General features: G+C 71.8%; 13 protein-coding genes. 8 read left to right on the top strand and 5 right to left on the bottom strand.

Going from position 1 to position 17,431, the window contains the following annotated elements:
• Window positions 1-111 precede the first annotated feature (111 nt).
• On the bottom strand, window positions 112-1,857 hold the full coding sequence (gene treZ, locus ACNFOC_RS34405; protein WP_416962959.1) for a malto-oligosyltrehalose trehalohydrolase: 1,746 nt from the start codon (window positions 1,855-1,857) through the stop codon (window positions 112-114).
• A 173-nt stretch (window positions 1,858-2,030) separates the two neighbouring features.
• Between treZ and ACNFOC_RS34400 the strand changes: the two genes are divergently transcribed.
• The 3 genes from ACNFOC_RS34400 (at window position 2,031) to ACNFOC_RS34390 (ending at window position 4,722) form a co-directional block, all read left to right on the top strand.
• Window positions 2,031-2,582, top strand: coding sequence for an FHA domain-containing protein (locus ACNFOC_RS34400; protein WP_416962958.1), 552 nt, complete (start codon window positions 2,031-2,033; stop codon window positions 2,580-2,582).
• 203 nt (window positions 2,583-2,785) lie between these two features.
• Window positions 2,786-4,225, top strand: coding sequence for a M14 family zinc carboxypeptidase (locus ACNFOC_RS34395; RefSeq protein ID WP_416962957.1), 1,440 nt, complete (start codon window positions 2,786-2,788; stop codon window positions 4,223-4,225).
• Window positions 4,222-4,722, top strand: coding sequence for an SSI family serine proteinase inhibitor (locus ACNFOC_RS34390; protein ID WP_416962956.1), 501 nt, complete (start codon window positions 4,222-4,224; stop codon window positions 4,720-4,722). The genes ACNFOC_RS34395 and ACNFOC_RS34390 overlap by 4 nt, the downstream gene beginning before the upstream one ends.
• Before the next feature lie 21 nt (window positions 4,723-4,743).
• On the opposite strand, the gene ACNFOC_RS34385 is transcribed toward ACNFOC_RS34390, so the two are convergent.
• Entirely contained in the window at window positions 4,744-6,036 is a 1,293-nt protein-coding gene (locus tag ACNFOC_RS34385) for a M14 family zinc carboxypeptidase (protein WP_416962955.1), read from the bottom strand.
• Window positions 6,037-6,547: 511 nt separating this feature from the next.
• Here ACNFOC_RS34385 and ACNFOC_RS34380 point away from each other — a divergent pair.
• Window positions 6,548-7,651: a cytochrome P450 family protein gene (locus ACNFOC_RS34380; protein WP_416962954.1), complete on the top strand. Its 1,104-nt coding sequence runs from the start codon at window positions 6,548-6,550 to the stop codon at window positions 7,649-7,651.
• Here the strand turns inward: ACNFOC_RS34380 and treY are convergent.
• Window positions 7,648-10,005, bottom strand: a complete 2,358-nt coding sequence (gene treY, locus ACNFOC_RS34375) for a malto-oligosyltrehalose synthase (protein ID WP_416962953.1) — start codon at window positions 10,003-10,005, stop codon at window positions 7,648-7,650. The two genes, ACNFOC_RS34380 and treY, sit on opposite strands and share 4 nt — an antisense overlap.
• A gap of 67 nt (window positions 10,006-10,072) precedes the next feature.
• Entirely contained in the window at window positions 10,073-12,190 is a 2,118-nt protein-coding gene (gene glgX / locus ACNFOC_RS34370; RefSeq protein ID WP_416962952.1) for a glycogen debranching protein GlgX, read from the bottom strand.
• A 198-nt stretch (window positions 12,191-12,388) separates the two neighbouring features.
• On the opposite strand from glgX, the gene ACNFOC_RS34365 reads away from it, so the two are divergent.
• The 4 genes from ACNFOC_RS34365 (at window position 12,389) to ACNFOC_RS34350 (ending at window position 16,780) form a co-directional block, all read left to right on the top strand.
• On the top strand, window positions 12,389-13,198 hold the full coding sequence (locus ACNFOC_RS34365; RefSeq protein ID WP_416962951.1) for a Tat pathway signal sequence domain protein: 810 nt from the start codon (window positions 12,389-12,391) through the stop codon (window positions 13,196-13,198).
• A 73-nt stretch (window positions 13,199-13,271) separates the two neighbouring features.
• Window positions 13,272-14,588 carry a copper amine oxidase gene (locus tag ACNFOC_RS34360; protein ID WP_416962950.1) on the top strand — a complete coding sequence of 439 codons (1,317 nt, stop codon included), beginning with the start codon at window positions 13,272-13,274 and terminating at the stop codon, window positions 14,586-14,588.
• Window positions 14,589-14,692: 104 nt separating this feature from the next.
• Window positions 14,693-15,934: a DUF5919 domain-containing protein gene (locus ACNFOC_RS34355; RefSeq protein WP_398996536.1), complete on the top strand. Its 1,242-nt coding sequence runs from the start codon at window positions 14,693-14,695 to the stop codon at window positions 15,932-15,934.
• Between the two features lie 123 nt (window positions 15,935-16,057).
• Window positions 16,058-16,780, top strand: a complete 723-nt coding sequence (locus tag ACNFOC_RS34350; protein ID WP_416962949.1) for a 3'-5' exonuclease — start codon at window positions 16,058-16,060, stop codon at window positions 16,778-16,780.
• A 129-nt stretch (window positions 16,781-16,909) separates the two neighbouring features.
• On the opposite strand, the gene ACNFOC_RS34345 is transcribed toward ACNFOC_RS34350, so the two are convergent.
• The coding region (locus tag ACNFOC_RS34345; protein ID WP_416962948.1) for a phosphotransferase at window positions 16,910-17,431 on the bottom strand (522 nt) is incomplete at its 5' end.

Here is a 17,431-nt window from a genome sequence, read left to right as displayed (position 1 = left end):
GGTGGATATAAGGGCAAGGGAGTAAACGCTTGCGCAAAGGCTTACGCAATCGTTTACGCAAGCGCCTGCGCGAGCGTTTGCGTCGGCGTCCGTAATCGTTTGCGCAAGCGTTTACGCCTGTACCAGCACCACGCACGACTCCCCGGGCAGCCGGAGCAACCCGTCCGCCCCCGGCGCCTCCACGGGCTCCCACGCGGTGAGGATCTGGGCGGGGCGGGTGCCCAGGGGGATCGCGGCCGGTTCCTTGCCGAGGTTCACGGCGACGCGTACGTCTCCGCGGCGCAGCGCGAGCCAGCGGGCGTCCTCGTCGTAGGCCACCTTCGTGTCGGTGAGGTCGGGATCGGTGAGGTCGGGCTGTTCGTGCCGGAGGGCGATGAGCCGGCGGTACCAGGCCAGCACGCGCGCGTGGGGTTCGTTCTCCGGCTCCGACCAGTCGAGGCAGGAGCGGTCGCGGGTCGCCGGGTCCTGGGGGTCGGGTACGTCCTCCGCGGCCCAGCCGTGCGACGTGAACTCCCGCCGCCTGCCCTGCCGTACGGCCTCCGCGAGGTCCGGGTCGGTGTGGTCGGTGAAGAACTGCCAGGGCGTGCCCGCCGCCCACTCCTCGCCCATGAACAGCATCGGTGTGAAGGGCCCGGTCAGGGTCAGCGCGGCGGCGCAGGCCAGCAGCCCGGGGGACAGGGAGGCCGAAAGACGGTCCCCCTGGGCGCGGTTGCCGATCTGGTCGTGGGTCTGGCTGTAGCCGAGCAGCCGGTGCGCGGCCACGCGCGTGCGGTCCAGCCGGCGGCCGTGATGACGGTCCCGGAAGCTCGAATAGGTTCCGTCGTGGAAGTAGCCGACGGTCAGCGTCTTGGCGATCGCCATGAGCGGGGCCCGCGCGAAGTCCCCGTAGTAGCCCTGCGATTCACCGGTCACCGCGGTGTGCAGGGCGTGGTGGAAGTCGTCGTTCCACTGCGCGTGCAGCCCGAGTCCGCCCTCCGCGCGGGAGGTGACCACGCGCGGGTCGTTCAGGTCGGACTCGGCGACCAGGAACAGCGGCCGGCCCGTGTCGGCGGCCAACGTGTCGACGGCGGCGGAGAGTTCCTCCAGGAAGTGGCACGCGCGCGTGTCCTGCAATGCGTGCACCGCGTCCAGCCGCAGCCCGTCGATCCAGTACTCGCGCAGCCACGCCAGCGCGCTGCCCAGGAGGAACGCGCGCACCTCGTCCGAGCCGGGCGCGTCCAGGTTCACGGCGCTGCCCCAGGGGGTCTGGTGCGTGTCCGTGAAGTAGGGGCCGAACGCGGGCAGGTAGTTCCCGGACGGGCCAAGGTGGTTGTGGACCACGTCGAGCACGACACCCAGGCCCAGTTCGTGGGCCCGGTCGACGAACCGCTTGAGTCCCTCGGGGCCGCCGTAGGGCTCGTGCACGGCCCACAGCGAGACGCCCTCGTAGCCCCAGCCGTGGCGGCCGGGGAACGGGCACAGGGGCATCAACTCGACGTGCGTGACGCCCAGTTCGGCGAGATGGCCGAGCCGGTCGGCGGCCGCGTCCAGGGTGCCCTCGGGGGTGTACGTGCCGACGTGCAGCTCGTAGAGCACCGCTCCGGGCAGCGGGCGCCCGGACCACGCGGCACGCCACGCGTACCGCTCGTGGTCGACGACCGCGCTCAGCCCGTCCGGTCCGTCCGGTTGCCGGCGCGAGCGCGGGTCGGGCAGGGGCGGGCCGTCGTCCACCGCGAACCCGTACCGCGTGCCGTCGCGCGCTTCCGCCTCCCCGCTCCACCACCCCGCGTGCTCGGGATCGCGCTCCAACGCGCGCGTGGCGCCCTCGCAATGGAGCGTCACACGGTCTGCCTCTGGTGCCCACACCTCGAACTGCACGGACGGTTCCCCTTCGTCTGCTCACCGGGATGTAGCCCGTCCATCGTGCTTCAAACGAGATCAATCCGCTTTTGAATCCACCCCTTTGGAGCAGGTGTCGTCATCTTCGCGCGCGTGCGGGCGGTTTCCGCGTCTTCTGGACACCCGGGGTTCACTGCCCGACAATCACGAGCGTGACGTCGTCCTTCGAGTTCCACACGTACCCCGCGCGGATCTCCGACGCGGAGCGCGACAAGGCGCTCAAGCTTCTCCACGACGGCGTCGCCATGGGGCGGTTGTCCCACGACACGTTCATCCGGCGCATGGAGCTGGCGCTCGCCGCCCGCCGGTCCGAGGAACTCGTGCCGCTCACCGCCGACCTGCCCACCGAGAGCCGTCTCTCCCGGCTGCTGTTCGGCACCGTGGAGGCCGTCTCCGGCTTCACCGTACGGCTGCGCAGGGCCTGGCAGGCCGAGCGGCTCCCCAAGCTGCTGCTGCCCCACCCGGGCAACGGACATCCGCTGCGCATCGGCCGCGACCCCGCCAACGGGCTGCGCCTGACCCACGAGACGGTGTCCCGGGTGCACGCCGAACTCAGCCGCCAGGGCGGCATGTGGGTCCTGCGCGACCTCGGCTCGACCAACGGCACGACGGTCAACGGCCGACGGGTGATCGGCGCGGCCGTCGTCCGTGAGGGCGACCAGATCGGCTTCGGACAGATGGCGTTCCGGCTCGCCGTCACCTGAGCCGAACACAGCCCCACCTCACCTCTGGCCTGGGCATTACCCGATGTGGCGACCATGGGTGTGCGTCAAATCCCTTTCCGTACGGCGGTGTTGACGTACCCCGCGCGCCGTGACTGACTGTGCGTACACCATGCACATCAGGTGAACCGACGGCACCACATTCGTGGAGGTGTGTCCTGCCGCCACTCCTCCGCTACCCGTCCGTGGACGAGTTGGCCGCCCAGGCCGCCGCGCTCGTCGCCCGCCGCCCCGAGGACGCCCGGCTGCGCCGCGTCGGCACCTCCCGCGCCGGTACGCCCCTGTGGCTGCTCTCCGTGGGCCACGGCAGCCGTCAGGCCCTCGTGGTCGCCGGACCGCACGCCAACGAGCCCGTGGGCGGCGCGACGGTGCTGCGGCTGGCCGAACGGGTCCTCGCCGACCCCCGGCTGAGCGAGGGCGCCGACGCCACCTGGAACCTGCTGCTGTGCCTCGACCCCGACGGCTCACGCCGCAACGAGGGCTGGCTGCCCGGCCCGTACAGCCTCGGACGGTACTTCCGGAACTTCTTCCGGCCCGGCTTCCTGGAGCAGCCCGAGTGGCTGCCGGACGGCGCGGCCGGGGCCCGACTCCCGGAGACGCGCGCCCTGTTGGAGGTCCAGGACGAACTGAGACCGTTCCTCCAGTGCTCCCTGCACGGCGTCGACGTGGGCGGCGGCTTCGTGGAACTCACCCGCGACCTCCCGGGCCTCGCCCGACGCGTCGCCCACACCGCGGCCCGCCTCGGCATCCCCCGCGAACTCGGGCCCTACGACACCCTGTACTGGCCGAGCCTCGGCCCCGCCGTCTACCGCATCCCGCCACCGCGCCCGGGCGACCTCGCCGCGGCCATCACCGAGGCCGCCGTCGACTCCACCTGGTACCACCCCCACCGGCACGGCACGGTGACCGCGGTCGTGGAGGCCCCGATGTGGGGCGTGGCCGGCGTCGAGAATGGCACAGAGCCCACCGACGCGGACGCGTTCCTCCGCACGGTGAGCCACACCCTGCGCCACGACACCGGCATCCTGGAACAACTCCTCGCGCGGATACGGCCGTTCGTGCAGGACGGGGTCGAGGAGGGGATGGGCGTCGGACTGCGGGACGCCTGGCCGCGGCCCGCCGCCGACCTGGTGGTACCGCCCGCGCGGGACACCACCGACACCCGCCCCCGAACGCTCGTCGTGCCCGACGCGGCACGGCTGCTCGCGCCGGTCGACGACTATTTACTGGTGTGTCCCGGGCTCGCCGACGCGTGGGATCCCGATGTCGACACCGGCGCCGCCCGCCCGTTGCCACCGCTCAACACCGCCCACCTGGCCGCCCTGCGCATCGCGGGGCGGCGACTGGCGCTGCGGACGGCGGGGCTGCTGTACCAGCTCGTGGTCGCCTCCGGGCGTGATCCGGCCGGTGCGCTGCCGGAGCTGGACCGGCTGATCGACGAGTGGTGCGCCGACTACCGCGACGGCTGCGGGGCACGCTGGATCCCGGTCGCGCGCCAGGTCGAGTACCAGTCGCGCGTGGTGCTCAGCGCGTTCGAACTGGCCCGGCGGCACGCGCCCGTGCGCTCCCGTTCGGGTGAGCCGGGCTGGGGTACGGAGACCGCGGTGCCGATGCACCGGGAATGACGCACACCACCTTCAAGCCGTACACCCCGAAGACCCGCACCCCGAAGACCCGCACCTCGAAATCCCGCACCCCGAAGACGCGCATCGTGAAAGCGGCCGCGCTTCACGGTGCCCTCCTCGCGGCGCTCGTGCTCCTCGCCGCCGCCCAGGCACCGGCCCAGGCGGCCGCACCGTGGCACGGCGTCCGGGGCGACTGGCTCTACCTCACCGTCACCCGCGGCGACAGCCGGTCCAGCGACACGCGCGGGACGCTGCTCCTGTGCGACCCGCCCCAGGGGCACGCCCACGCGGCCGAGGCATGTGCCGAACTGGGCGCGGTGGACGGGCACATCGACGCCATCCCGCCGAAGAGCGTCTTCTGCCCGATGATCTACGCGCCGGTGACCGCCCACGCGCGCGGGGAGTGGAAGGGGCGCCAGGTCGACTACACGGAGACGTTCTCGAACGGGTGCGTCATGGCGGCGCGCACGGGAGAGGTCTTCGCGCTGGACACCTGAGGCGCGGGCGGAGCGACGGCGTCAGGCCGAGCGCTGGACACGCGCGTCGGCGACGTCGCCGAATCCGTCCGCCTGTTCGCGCGCGTGCAGCGCCGCCGCCACGACCGTGCGGGACTGATGCTCGACCTGGTGCTCCAGGGGCACCCAGCGGGCCCGGAAGCGTTCCGCGAAGGAGTCGCTCCAGGACGCCACGAGGTGTTCGAGCAGGGGGGCCGCACGGTCGTCGGTCTCCCGCAGCACCCGCAGCAGCATCGCCGCGGCCCGCAACGGCAGCCGACGCCCGAACGCGTCCACACTGCCGACGTACGCCATCGTCGTGTCCGCGGGTGGCGTGTGCGTCCAGTCCGCGGCCAGTCCGGGCACCAGTTCCAGCGCCCACTTCGCGGCCCGCAGCAGCGGCTCGTCGACACCCTGGAGGCGCGGCAGCGCGTCGGCGAGCACCCACTCCACCTCCCGCGTGTCCCGCAGCAGGCGCCGCGCCAGCCGCCGTATCGCCGCCGCCGGGGCGGGATGCGGTGCCGGGTCGTCCACCAGGTCGCTGGCCCACATCGGCACCTCCACGACCGCGGTCAGACCGCCGTAGCGGTGCGCGTGGTACCAGGTGCTGTGCCGCGCGTCGTCCGGCATGCTCGGGTACGCCGCGTCCGAACCGGGCGCCGGCATCACATGCACCCCGGGCCCCGAAGCGGGCCAGCCCGCCGCGTCCGAGGCGCCCGTCTCCACCGGGATGCGCAACTCGGCCGCCGACTTGGCGAACGGCTCGGCCAGCCCCGGTATGTCCTTCGTCAACTGCACCCAGCTGCCGCCCAGATCGGTCCCGTGCAGGGTCACCTGGAGGTAGGGCCGCAGCTCGTCGATCACCCGGAGCAGGGCACGCGTCTCGGGCGGCAACCGGTCGGGCGGCAGTACCGAGGGCGACCACTCCGGCTGCTCGGGCCCGGCCGGACGGTAGAAGCCCAGGTGGTAGTCGAGCAGGCTGCGCGGCGCCGGCGTGACATGCAGGCTCGCCCCGTCCGGGTCCGCGCAGAGCAGGAAGTGCCAGGAGGTGTCCGACCTCAACTCCCGCTCCCTCACGACCCGTTCGGCGAGAGCGAGGAGGGTGGAGCCGCCGGTCGGCTCGTTGGCGTGGGCGCCCGCGACCACCAGTACGGCGCGACGGGCATGCCCCACGGACAGCAGATGCAGCGGCCTGCCCGCACGGGAGACCCCCACCTGCCTCAGCGTGCACAGGGCGGGCCGGTGCGCGGCCAACGCCCTTGCGGACGAGATCAATTCAGTCACACTGGGGTATCGCAACTCCGGCAGGAGACTCACCCCCGACTAGTCCGCCCCGGCCTTCGCAACGGCAGTACCCCACGGGCTCTGTGAACTGTCAAGAAGACCATGGGGGAGGCTACCGGGGGCGCCCAGGCGCATTTACCGGCAGCCGGTAGGGGAGTTGGTGCCAGCAGGGGGCCGCGGTTCTCCAGAGGGTCTCGCGGGCATCGCCGCCCACTACGGGTGACGTCCCCTTCGTGCACACGCGCGTACCCCCGCACCGAGAACACCGGCGTCGCCGTTCGTCACCGCACGCCCGCCGTCCGACACGCGCCCCGGGTCCGTACGCGGGTGCGAGCCGGTGGCCGGGACGGTCCTACGGCGTGCGGCCGGGCCGCGTACGCCGTAGGACCGCGTACCGCCTGCTTCACCCGTACGGGCGTACGGGGGCTGCGGCCCGCGCGGTGCGGTGGTCGGCTGGGGGCACCGCGTGTGCGCATGGCGCGGACGACCGGCCGCGTGCCCTCCACGACGCGCGGCGGAGCGACGACCACGGGAGCGGACGGCGGTGCTGTGTCTCACGGACGTGCTCGTCACGCCGACCCCGGGAACCCCGGCCCGTCCACCGCGGCCACCGAGCCTGCGGACGGCCGTACGGGACCCGTATCCGCTCTACCGCACCCTCCGCACGCACTACCCGCTCGTGTACGACGAGCCCTTCGGCGCCTGGCTCGTCAGCCGCTACGACGACGTCCGCGCCGCGCTCGCCGACCCCCGGCTCGTCCCCGCGCCCGGCGACGGGATCCCGGCCGCACCCGAGGCCGACCAGCTCCTCGACCGGGCGCTGCGCGGGCCCGCGCTGGCCGCCCTGACCGCCGCCGTCGAACGCGGCGCCCATGTCCTCGCCCGTCGGCTGGCCGCCCGTGAAGAGGCCGACCTGGTGGCCGAGTTCTGCGACTGGCTGCCCACCGCCACGGCCGTGGCCGCGCTCGGACTGCCGTACGAGGAGACCGCGCGCGTGCACCGCTGGTGCCGCACGGGACTCGGGCACTCCGGGGGCGGCCGTCCCGAACTGGGCTCCTTCCTGCGCCCGTTGACGGCCCGGCGGCGCGCGCACCCGGGCGGTGACCTGCTGTCCGTCCTGTGCGCCGCGCGGACCGACGAGACCGTCACGAAGCTGGTGGGCACGCTGCTCGGCGCGGCGGGCGAGACCACCGCACGGGGACTGGCGTCGTTCCTCGCCAACCTCCTCGACCACCCACGCCAGTTGGAGGTGCTCCGCGCCCGCCCCGGGCTCACGGCCGGCGCCTGGGCGGAGTCCCTGCGCCGCGATCCGCCGCTGCACGTCGTGCTGCGCCGGGCAGTCTCACCCGTTGGCGCGATCCCCGCCGGAGCCACCGTCGCCTGCCTCATCGGCGCCGCGGGCCGCGACCCGGACCGCTTCACCGACCCCGACCGCTACGACGCCTTCCGCCCCGACCCCGGCCCGCTCGCCCACGGCACCGGGCGCCACACCTCCTCCGACGCCCTGCTCGCCCGCCTCACGGCCGAACACGGCCTGCGGGCGCTGCTGGCCGCCCTGCCGGGCCTGCGCCGCGCAGAGGGGGCCCGGACGGCACCTGAGGACCTGGTCCGGCGCTCACCCAAGATCCTCAGGGTCCACACCCGCTAGTGGCTCTCGTCCACCCGCTCCAGCAGCACCACCGGCAACTCCCCGAAAACGTCCTCCACGCGTGCGTGCCCCGTGAATTCCCGCTCCGGAGCCAGCACATCGGCCCACCGCCCCGGCGGCAGCGGCAGCACCGTGTCGCGCCAGCCGCCCGCCTCCGCGAGCCGCGCCGACAGCCGGGTCACCGCCGTGACCACACTCCCCGAGCGCGCGAACGCCACACAGTGCCCCGCGGCCGGACCCTGCGCCGTCAGCGGGGCGTACGTCGCCGCGTCCCCGAAGGCCTCGGGGCGGCGGGCGCGCAGCCGTAGCGCGGCGGCCGTGAGCGCGCCCTTGTCGCCGGGGTGCGGGGGCGGGAAGGGCACCGGGCGCCGGTTGTCGGGGTCGACCAGGGCCCGGTACTCGGTTTCCGTGCCCTGGTAGAGGTCCGGTACGCCGGGCATCGTCAGCTGGACCAGGGCGGCGCCCAGCATGTTGGCCCGGATGTGCGGCTCCAGTGCCGTGCGCAACGCGGCCACGTGCTCGCCGGGCGCCCCGCACGGGTCCGCCGCGACGAACGCCGCCACCGCCTCCTCGTACGGCGGCTCCTGCTCCGTCCAGCTCGTGTACAGGCCCGCCTCCCGCACATGCTTCAACAGGGCTTCCTGCACGCGCTCCGCGTCCGCGGGGCCGAGCCCGAACACCGTCTGCCAGGCCGCCCACGCCAACTGCGCGTCCGGCACGCCCTCCCCGGTGCGGGTCACCTCGGCCAGCACGTCCGCCCAGCGCCCCGGCACCTCGGTGAGCACGGACAGCGCGGCCCGTACGTCGGCACTGCGCTTGGTGTCGTGGGTGGACAGCACGGTGCCCATGGCGGGCCAGTCGCGCTGCACGCGCGCGCAGTACGCGTGGAAGTCCTCCGGGGACACGGCGGGACTCCCCGGGTTCCCGCCCACCTCGGTCGCCGACAGCAGCGGCACATAGCGGTAGAACGCCGTGTCCTCCACGGACTTGGCCCGCAGCGCGGACGCCGTCTGCGCGAACCGCGTCCGGAACTCGACCTGTTCGGGCCCGTCCCCGTACCGGCCCAGCAGCAGCTCCCGTACGACGTCGACGGCGCCCGCCTCCTCCGCGACGACGAACGCCTGCCGCGCCTCGGCCGCCGCCTCCTCGGTGACGACGGCGGCGGTGTCGCCCGAGGTGTACGGCCGGTAGACCTCCATACGGACCAGGAGCTCCCGCAGCGCGGTCCGCAGCGCCCAGGGGGCCCGGTCGCGCAGCGCGGGCTCCGGGGACGTGGCGCACAGGCGGGCCGCGACCCGGGTCAGCCGGTCCATCTCGGCGACCAGTTCGTGCGTGAGCACCTTGTACGCCGCCCGCCGCACCGTCGCCTCCCACTGCCCGCCCCGGTCGGTCTGCGGGGCCGCGAACCTCCGGTACTGGCCCAGGAGTTCACCCACCCCCGCCGGATCCGTGAACAGCCCGTCGACCTGCCGGAGAGCGTCGTAGCCGGTGGTGCCCGCGACGGGCCAGGACGCCGGCAGGTGCTCCCCGTCCGCGAGGATCTTCTCCACGACCGTCCAGCGGCCCCCGGTCGCCTCGTGCAGCCGCCGGAGGTAGTCGTCGGGGTCGGCGAGGCCGTCGGGATGGTCGACGCGCAGCCCGTCGACGACACCCTCGTCCAGCAGTTGCAGCATCTTCGCGTGCGTGGCGTCGAAGACCTCCGGGTCCTCGACGCGCACCCCGATCAGCTCCGAAATGCTGAAGAAGCGCCGGTAGTTGAGCTCGGTGCGGGCCAGCCGCCACCACACCGGGCGGTACCACTGCGCGTCCAGGAGCCGCGGCAGCGGCAGCTCCGCGGTGCCCGCACGCAGCGGGAACACATGGTCGTAGTAGCGCAGGACGTCACCGTCGACCTCCAGATGCTCCAGCTCCCCGCCGACCGGACCGCCCAGCACCGGCAGCAGCAACTGCCCGCCCTGTGCCTCCCAGTCGATGTCGAACCAGCGCGCGTACGGCGACTTCGGGCCCTCCCTGAGGACCTCCCACAGGGCGTGGTTGTGGCGCGGGGCCATGGCCATGTGGTTCGGGACGATGTCCACCACGAGACCGAGACCGTGCTCCCGCGCGGTGCGCGCGAGGGCCCGCAGACCGTCCTCGCCGCCGAGTTCGTCCCGTACGCGCGCGTGGTCGACGATGTCGTAGCCGTGCGTCGAACCCGGCACCGACTCCAGGACGGGGGACAGGTGCAGGTGCGAGACGCCGAGCGACGCCAGGTACGGCACGGCCGACGCCGCCGCCGCGAACGGGAACTCGGGCTGCAACTGCAACCGGTAGGTGGCCGTGGGCACTGCCGGGTCGGGTCGCTCAGGTGTCATGCAGACCTACGTACCCGCCCGGCCGTCTTTCGTGTCATCGACCCCGCATCCGGTCCGCTGATCGGCTCTAGGTCGGCCGTTGCAGCACCGTCATGCTGCGGTCCACCAGGGTCAGCCGGTCCCCGGCCTTCACCTTCGCGCCCGTGCCCGCCGGCACACCCTCAGGGCGGCCCGTGTCGACGACCACCTGCCACTGGCGGCCGTGGTTGACCGGCACGACGAAGTCCAGCGTCTCCGGAGAGGCGTTGAACATCAGCAGGAAGGAGTCGTCGGCGATGCGCTCCCCGCGCGGGCCGGGCTCCGAGATGGCGTTGCCGTTCAGGAACACCGACAGCGCGGACGCCTGCGCCGAGTCCCAGTCCCGTTGCGCCATCTCCTTGCCCTCAGGGGTGAACCAGGCGATGTCCGACAGCTCGTCGTGGGTGCCCTCCACGGGCCGCCCGTGGAAGAAGCGCCGACGGCGGAACACGGGGTGCTCCTTGCGCAGCCACACCAACGCGCGCGTGAAGGCCGGCAACCCCGCCGACTCGGCGTCGCCCTCGGGCCACTTCACCCAGGCCAGCTCGCTGTCCTGGCAGTACGCGTTGTTGTTGCCCCTCTGGGTGCGCGCGAACTCATCCCCGTGGCTGATCATCGGCACGCCCTGGGACAGCATCAGCGTGGCGACGAAGTTGCGCATCTGACGGGCGCGCAGCTCCAGGACGGCCGGGTCGTCGGTGTCGCCCTCGGCGCCGCAGTTCCACGACCGGTTGTGGCTCTCGCCGTCCCGGTTGTCCTCGCCGTTGGCCTGGTTGTACTTGTCGTTGTACGACACCAGGTCGTTCAGGGTGAACCCGTCGTGGCAGGTCACGAAGTTGATGGACGCCAGGGGACGACGGCCGTCGTCCTGGTAGAGGTCGGACGAGCCGGTCAGCCGGGACGCGAACTCCGCGAGCGCACGCCCCTCGCCCCGCCACATGTCCCGCACGGTGTCGCGGTACTTGCCGTTCCACTCGGTCCACAGCGGCGGGAAGTTGCCCACCTGGTAGCCGCCCTCACCGACGTCCCAGGGCTCCGCGATCAGCTTCACCTGGGAGACCACCGGGTCCTGCTGCACCAGGTCGAAGAACGACGACAGCCGGTCCACCTCGTGGAACTGCCGTGCCAGGGTGGCCGCGAGGTCGAAGCGGAAGCCGTCGACGTGCATCTCGGTGACCCAGTAGCGCAGCGAGTCCATGATCAGCTGGAGGACGTGCGGGGACCGCATGAGCAGCGAGTTGCCCGTCCCCGTGGTGTCCATGTAGTAGCGGGGGTCCTCCGCCAGCCGGTAGTACGAGGGGTTGTCGAGGCCCCTGAAGGACAGCGTCGGCCCCAGGTGGTTGCCCTCGGCGGTGTGGTTGTAGACGACGTCCAGGATGACCTCGATACCGGCCTCGTGCAGCGCCCGCACCGCCGACTTGAACTCCAGGACCTGCTGGCCGCGGTCGCCCCAGGAGGCGTACGCGTTGTGCGGGGCGAAGAAACCGATCGTGTTGTAGCCCCAGTAGTTGTTCAGCCCCATGTCGACCAGCCGGTGGTCGTTCACGAACTGGTGCACCGGCATCAGCTCCAGGGCGGTCACCCCCAGCTCCACCAGGTGCTCGATGACCGCCGGATGCGCGAGCGCCGCGTACGTGCCGCGCAGCTCGTCCGGCAGCCCCGGGTGCTGCATCGTCAGGCCCTTGACGTGGGCCTCGTAGAGCACCGTCTCGTGGTATCCGTGCCGGGGCAGCCGGTCGTCGCCCCAGTCGAAGTACGGGTTGACCACGACCGACGTCATGGTGTGCGGTGCCGAGTCCAGGTCGTTGCGCTTGTCGGGCGCGTCGAAGTGGTAGCCGTACACCTCCTCGCCCCAGGCGATCGATCCGCTGACCGCCTTCGCGTACGGGTCGAGCAGCAGCTTCGCGGAGTTGCACCGCTGGCCGCGCTCGGGGGCGTACGGGCCGTGCGCGCGGAAGCCGTAGCGCTGTCCGGGCATGATGCCGGGCACGTACGCGTGCCGCACGAACGCGTCGCTCTCCCGCAGTTCCACCGCGGTCTCCGAGCCGTCGTCGTGCAGCAGACACAGCTCTACTCTGTCCGCGGCCTCCGTGAAGACCGCGAAGTTGGTGCCGGCGCCGTCGTACGTGGCACCGAGTGGATACGCCTCTCCAGGCCAGACCTGCATGGTCACGACTCTTTCAGCCGGGCCCCGCCACCGGGGCGCCTTGGCCATGAGTCTCCCCGAAAGTGAGGGAACCACCTATGACTTACGTCCCTCTTACCAAATGACCAGTGGATACGACGTATGCCGTATCCCGAACCAAGCGGGACACACACCACTCCCGGCGGTCCGGGGAAGGACCCAGGGGGAGTAGGGGGAAAAGTGCGAAGGACAGTGCACCGCCACCTGGGCAAAGTGGTGGCGGGTACGGCCATAGCGGTGGCCGGGACCGCCGTGATGGTCGCCGTCACCCTGCCGGGCACGGCGGGGGCCGACGAGTCGGGCGGCACCGGAAAGGCGGCCGGGTCCGCCCAGCAGCAGGCGGCGGACGGGCAGGGCGCGGCACCCGGTGTCGTGCAACAGGCCCCCGCCGAGGGCGAGAAGGGCAAGGGCCGCGACCCGCTCACCGACGACGAGATGAAGCGCGTCGAGCGGATCGCGGTCAATCAGCAACTGTTCAACTCCAGTGAAAACGTGGACGGGAAGCGCGGACCGCAGCGCCTCGACGTGGAACTCGCCGCCCCCGACACCGGCGAGCTGGACAACCCGGACGCACCCCGCCGCGCGGACGTGACGTTCTACGACTACAAGGACGACACGGTCGTCACCAAGACCGTCAACCTCGACACCGGCAAGGTCGAGCAGACCGGCACCCAGCACGGAGTGCAGCCGCCGGCGAGCCACGCCGAGGACGTCGAGGCGGCCGAGCTGCTGCTCGCCAGCCCGCTCGGCGCGGGCCTGAAGGCCGACTACAAGGACGCCACCGGCAACGAACTCACCTCGCCCGACCAGCTGTTGCTGACCGCCATGATCTACAAGGCCGCTCCGGGGGCGCAGTCGGGCGTCCTCGACCAGTGCGGAGACCACCGCTGCGTGCGGCTGTTCCCGAAGGTCAAGAACGGGCCGTGGATCGACGCCCGTAACTTCGTCATCGACCTGAGCGCCCGCAAGGTCGGCAAGCTCACCGGCTGAACCGACCGCGCCCACCGCGCAGTTCTCCGTCCACTGTCCCAACTTGCTTCTCCTGTAAGGGAGTCACTTCTTCATGCGCGTCAACAGAATCAGCCGTGCCCGCAGGCGGGGGGCCGTCGGGCTCGCGCTCGCCACCCTGGCCGCCGGTGCCACGGCCGGCGCGGGACCGGCCGTCGCTCAGCCGAAGGCCGCCCCGGCCGCCGCCGCACCCGGTTGCAGCGCCGCCTACACCATCGAGCAGAAGCTCTCCACCGGCACCACCTGGCGGATGTGCTGGCACTACGAGCGCGAGGCCGGCCTCGTCCTGGAGAACATCTCCTACCAGCCGCCCGGCCAGGCCACGCCCATCAAGGTGCTCGCCGACGCGAAGCTCGCCCAGATCCATGTCCCGTACGACGACGGCAAGAACGAGTACAGCGACCTCACCCAGTACGGCTTCGGCACGGGCCTGATGAACATGCAGCCCGGCGAGTGCCCCGGCGGCACCATCAAGACCGTCAAGGTCCCCGACGCCCAGGACCCGGCCCACCCGAACGTCAAGGGCCTCTGTACGACGACCCGTTCGCGCGGCCACGCCTTCCGGATGCAGGGCGACAGCGCCAACAAGGTCTTCCAGACCCAGGGCAAGGACTTCCTCGTCTACACGGTCAACCAGGTCGGCTGGTACGAGTACATCACCGAGTGGCGCTTCCAGGACGACGGCACCATCAACATGAACGTCGGTGCCACCGGCAGCCTTTCGCCCTACGACTACGACGCGGGCGACGGCCGCGGCTGGCCGCTCGGCAAGGGCGCCAAGGCGTACGCGACGAGCCACCAGCACGACGTCTTCTGGAAGTTGGACTTCGCCCTCGACGGCTCCTCCAAGGGACGCGTCGAGCAGTACGACTCCAAGGTCACCCCGCGCGGCGCCAACACCCCCACGAACAAGACCACGTTGACCAAGGTGACCAAGGAACTCGCGGGCGACGCCAAGAACATGCGCTGGTGGCGCGTCGTCAGCGCGACCGGCAAGAACAAGGACAACCACGCCCGGTCCTACGAGATAGTCCCCGGCACCACCACCAAGTACCCGGGCCGCAGCTTCACCACGCACGACGTGTACTTCACCGAGTACAACAAGTGCGAGCAGTTCGCCAGCGACAACCTGCCCAACTGCGGTGCGGGGCACCCGAAGCAGGTCGACAAGTGGGTCAACGGACAGACCCTCACACACCCCGTGGTCTGGGTGAACGTCGGCTTCCACCACATCGCCCGTGACGAGGACCAGCAGCCGATGCCGGTCCACTGGCAGGGATTCTCCATCGCCCCGCGCGACGTCACCGCTATGAATCCGCTCACTCCGCCCGCGCTCGCGAACCAGAACGGCAATGTGAACGGCGGAAGTTGAGAAACGACCCTGTCCATCCGGCTGCACCGCCGACCGGTCCCGGAGTACCCTTCCTTGATCGTTGAGACTGGGGAGAGCTCGGGGGAGCGGAAGGCGGTGCACGGGTGGGCTCGGGAGGGCTGGAGTTGCCCCCTGGTGACGAGGGTCACGAGGGGAACTCCGCAGAAGTCCCGCCCGGCGCGGTGTCCCTGGCACGTCCGATGGACGCGGCTGGATCCATCGGTCCGGAGCTGGACTGGGACGCCGACGCCTGGCGCGAGGTGCGTACGCGCGCCCAGCGAGCCGGCCGCGCCTACATCTGGCTGAACCTGGTCGAGCAGCGGCTGCGCGCCGTCGTGGCCGCCGTACTGCGTCCCATCTACGAACCCGTCCACGGCGACGAGTGGGTGGTCGCCGCGGCCGGTCCGGCCGGCCAGGAGTGGGTGCAGCGCGCGGTCGCCGTACGCGAAGTCAGCCGCCGGAAGGGCTACTTGCTCGACCCGGCCGACGACAACGTCCTCAGTTTCCTGACGTTGCCGCAGCTGCGCGAGCTGATGGTGCAGCACTGGCCCTGCTTCGAGCCGTACTTCGACGAGCGCCGGGACGTCGAACTCGCCCTGGACGAACTGGAAGTGACCCGCAACGTCGTCTCCCGCAACCGCGCCCTGTCCGAGGCTGTCCTCAACCAGGCCGAGCGGGCCTCCGCGAAACTCCTGGAGACCCTCGGCGCCGGCAGCGACGTGCCCTCGGCGCGCCGGCTGCCCGTCGACGCGGTCGAGGAGCTGATCGGCGACCGGTTCGCGGACGTGGTCGCCGTACACCCCGACCGGGTGCGGCTGATGCGGCAGTTCCCGGCCGAGGACATCTTCGGCGGGGCCCGCCGGGTCGACGCCATCGGCATCGGCCTCAACCTGCTCGTGCAGAACTTCTCCGGCCGCCGGCTGGTCCGGCTCGCCGAGTCGGGCTGCCGGGTACGGCTGCTGTTCCTCAACCCCGCCTCCAGCGCGGTGAAGCGGCGCGAGCGCGAACTCGGCATCAAGCGGGGCGAGTTGAGTCGCGCCGTCGAGATGAACATCCTGCACATGCGACGGGTGCGGTCCCGGCTGCGCGACCCGGCGGCCTTCGAGATCCAGGTCTTCGACGAGACGCCCCGCTTCACGGCGTACCTCGTCGACGGCGACGGTTCGGACGGCATAGCCGTCGTGCAGTCCTATCTGCGCCGGAGCCGCGGCATGGAGGCGCCGGTGCTGGTGCTGCGGAACGGCAGCCGACTGGTCAAGTCCGACGAAATGGATGACAGCGCACTTTTCCCCACCTACCGCGATGAGTTCGAGCAGATGTGGGCGGATTCGCGACCGGTGTCCTGACCTGTCCCAGGCCGGGACCGAGGCCCGCTCCGGCGGTAAGCGGAACGCGGTCATCGGATTGTCAGTGGCTCATGCGATCGTGGAGACCACTGGGGGAAAGCACCACCGAGAAGGGGGGCCGTCATGGCCTGGCACCAGGAGCTGCTCATCGGCTTCGACCTGGAGACGACGGGGACCGAGCCGCGCGAGGCGCGCATCGTCACGGGCGCGGTCATCGAGGTCAGGGGCGGACGGCCGATGGGCCGCAGGGAGTGGCTGGCCGATCCGGGCGTGGAGATCCCGGCGGACGCCGTCGCGGTACACGGCATCACGAACGAACGGGCCACCGCCGAGGGCCGCCCGGCCGACCAGGTCGCCGAGTCGATCGCGGACGTCCTCGTGACGTACTGGAAGTCGGGCGTCCCCGTAGTCGCCTACAACGCGGCCTTCGACCTCACCCTGCTCTCCGCCGAGCTGCGCCGGCACGGACTGCCGTCCCTGCGCGACCGCCTGGGCGGCATCGACCCCGCACCGGTCATCGACCCGTACACGATCGACCGCTCCGTGGACCGCTACCGCCGCGGCAAGCGCAATCTCGAAGCGGTCTGCCAGGAGTACGGCGTGGTCCTCGACTCCGCGCACGACGCCTCGGCCGACGCCCTCGCCGCCGCCCGACTGGCCGGCGCGATAGCCGACCGCCACCCCAAGGTCGCGGCCCTCGGCCCGGCGGACCTGCACCGCCGCCAGATCGAGTGGTACGCGGAATGGGCGGCGGACTTCCAGAACTTCCTGCGCCGCAAGGGCGACCAGGACGCGGTGATCGACGGCACGTGGCCGCTGCGCGAGCTGGAGGATGAGACGGTCTGAACCCGGGGCGCCGGAAGCGCCCCAAAGGGGCGCGGGGCTGTATCGATGTGCGGCTCCGCCGCGTGGGCGCGACCAGCCACAGACGACCGTCAGCCGCCCGAATACCTATCGGCCCGGATCAATAGGCGCTCAGAACGGAAACCACCGCACCGTCTCGTCCCCGTCCCGCAAAGACGCCACCCGCCGCCTGAACTCGACGAGCGCCTCGGGATTGCTCGGCGCATGCTGCGCAACCCACGCACAGCTAGCCGTCTCCCGAGCACCGCGGAGCACCCCGCAGCCCGCCCACTCCCGCACATCCCACCCGTACGCCTCGGTGAACGAGTCGTACGCCCGGGCCGGGAAGGCATACCGGTCGCGGGACAGGGCCATCACCACCAGGTCGTGCTCGCGCAGGTCGGCGGAGAAGGTCTCCAGATCGACCAGCACCGGCCCGTCCGGCCCGACATGCACATTGCGCGGCAGCGCGTCGCCGTGGATCGGACCGGGCGTCAGATGAGGCGTGAGCGCGGCCGCGGCCGCCGCGATCGGGGCGCCGCCCACGTACCAGCCGACCGAGTCGGCCCAGTGGGACTTGGCGCGGGTGTGGAAGGGGACGACGGTGCGGTACACGTCGAGACCGCTGATCTCGCGGGCGGCCAGCGCCACGGC

The sequence above is a fragment of the Streptomyces colwelliae genome (assembly GCF_048158785.1).
Classification (GTDB): domain Bacteria; phylum Actinomycetota; class Actinomycetes; order Streptomycetales; family Streptomycetaceae; genus Streptomyces.
The sequence above is the reverse complement of the archived record's forward strand: the minus strand, read 5'-3'. Positions and strand labels throughout refer to the sequence as shown.

What these genes read in the sequence shown, in the direction of transcription:
- ACNFOC_RS34350 (WP_416962949.1), top strand. Translation starts at nt 16,058, where the DNA reads ATGGCCTGGCACCAGGAGCTGCTCATCGGCTTCGACCTGGAGACGACG.
- glgX (WP_416962952.1), bottom strand. Translation starts at nt 12,190, where the DNA reads ATGCAGGTCTGGCCTGGAGAGGCGTATCCACTCGGTGCCACGTACGAC.
- treY (WP_416962953.1), bottom strand. Translation starts at nt 10,005, where the DNA reads ATGACACCTGAGCGACCCGACCCGGCAGTGCCCACGGCCACCTACCGG.
- ACNFOC_RS34360 (WP_416962950.1), top strand. Translation starts at nt 13,272, where the DNA reads ATGCGCGTCAACAGAATCAGCCGTGCCCGCAGGCGGGGGGCCGTCGGG.
- ACNFOC_RS34390 (WP_416962956.1), top strand. Translation starts at nt 4,222, where the DNA reads ATGACGCACACCACCTTCAAGCCGTACACCCCGAAGACCCGCACCCCG.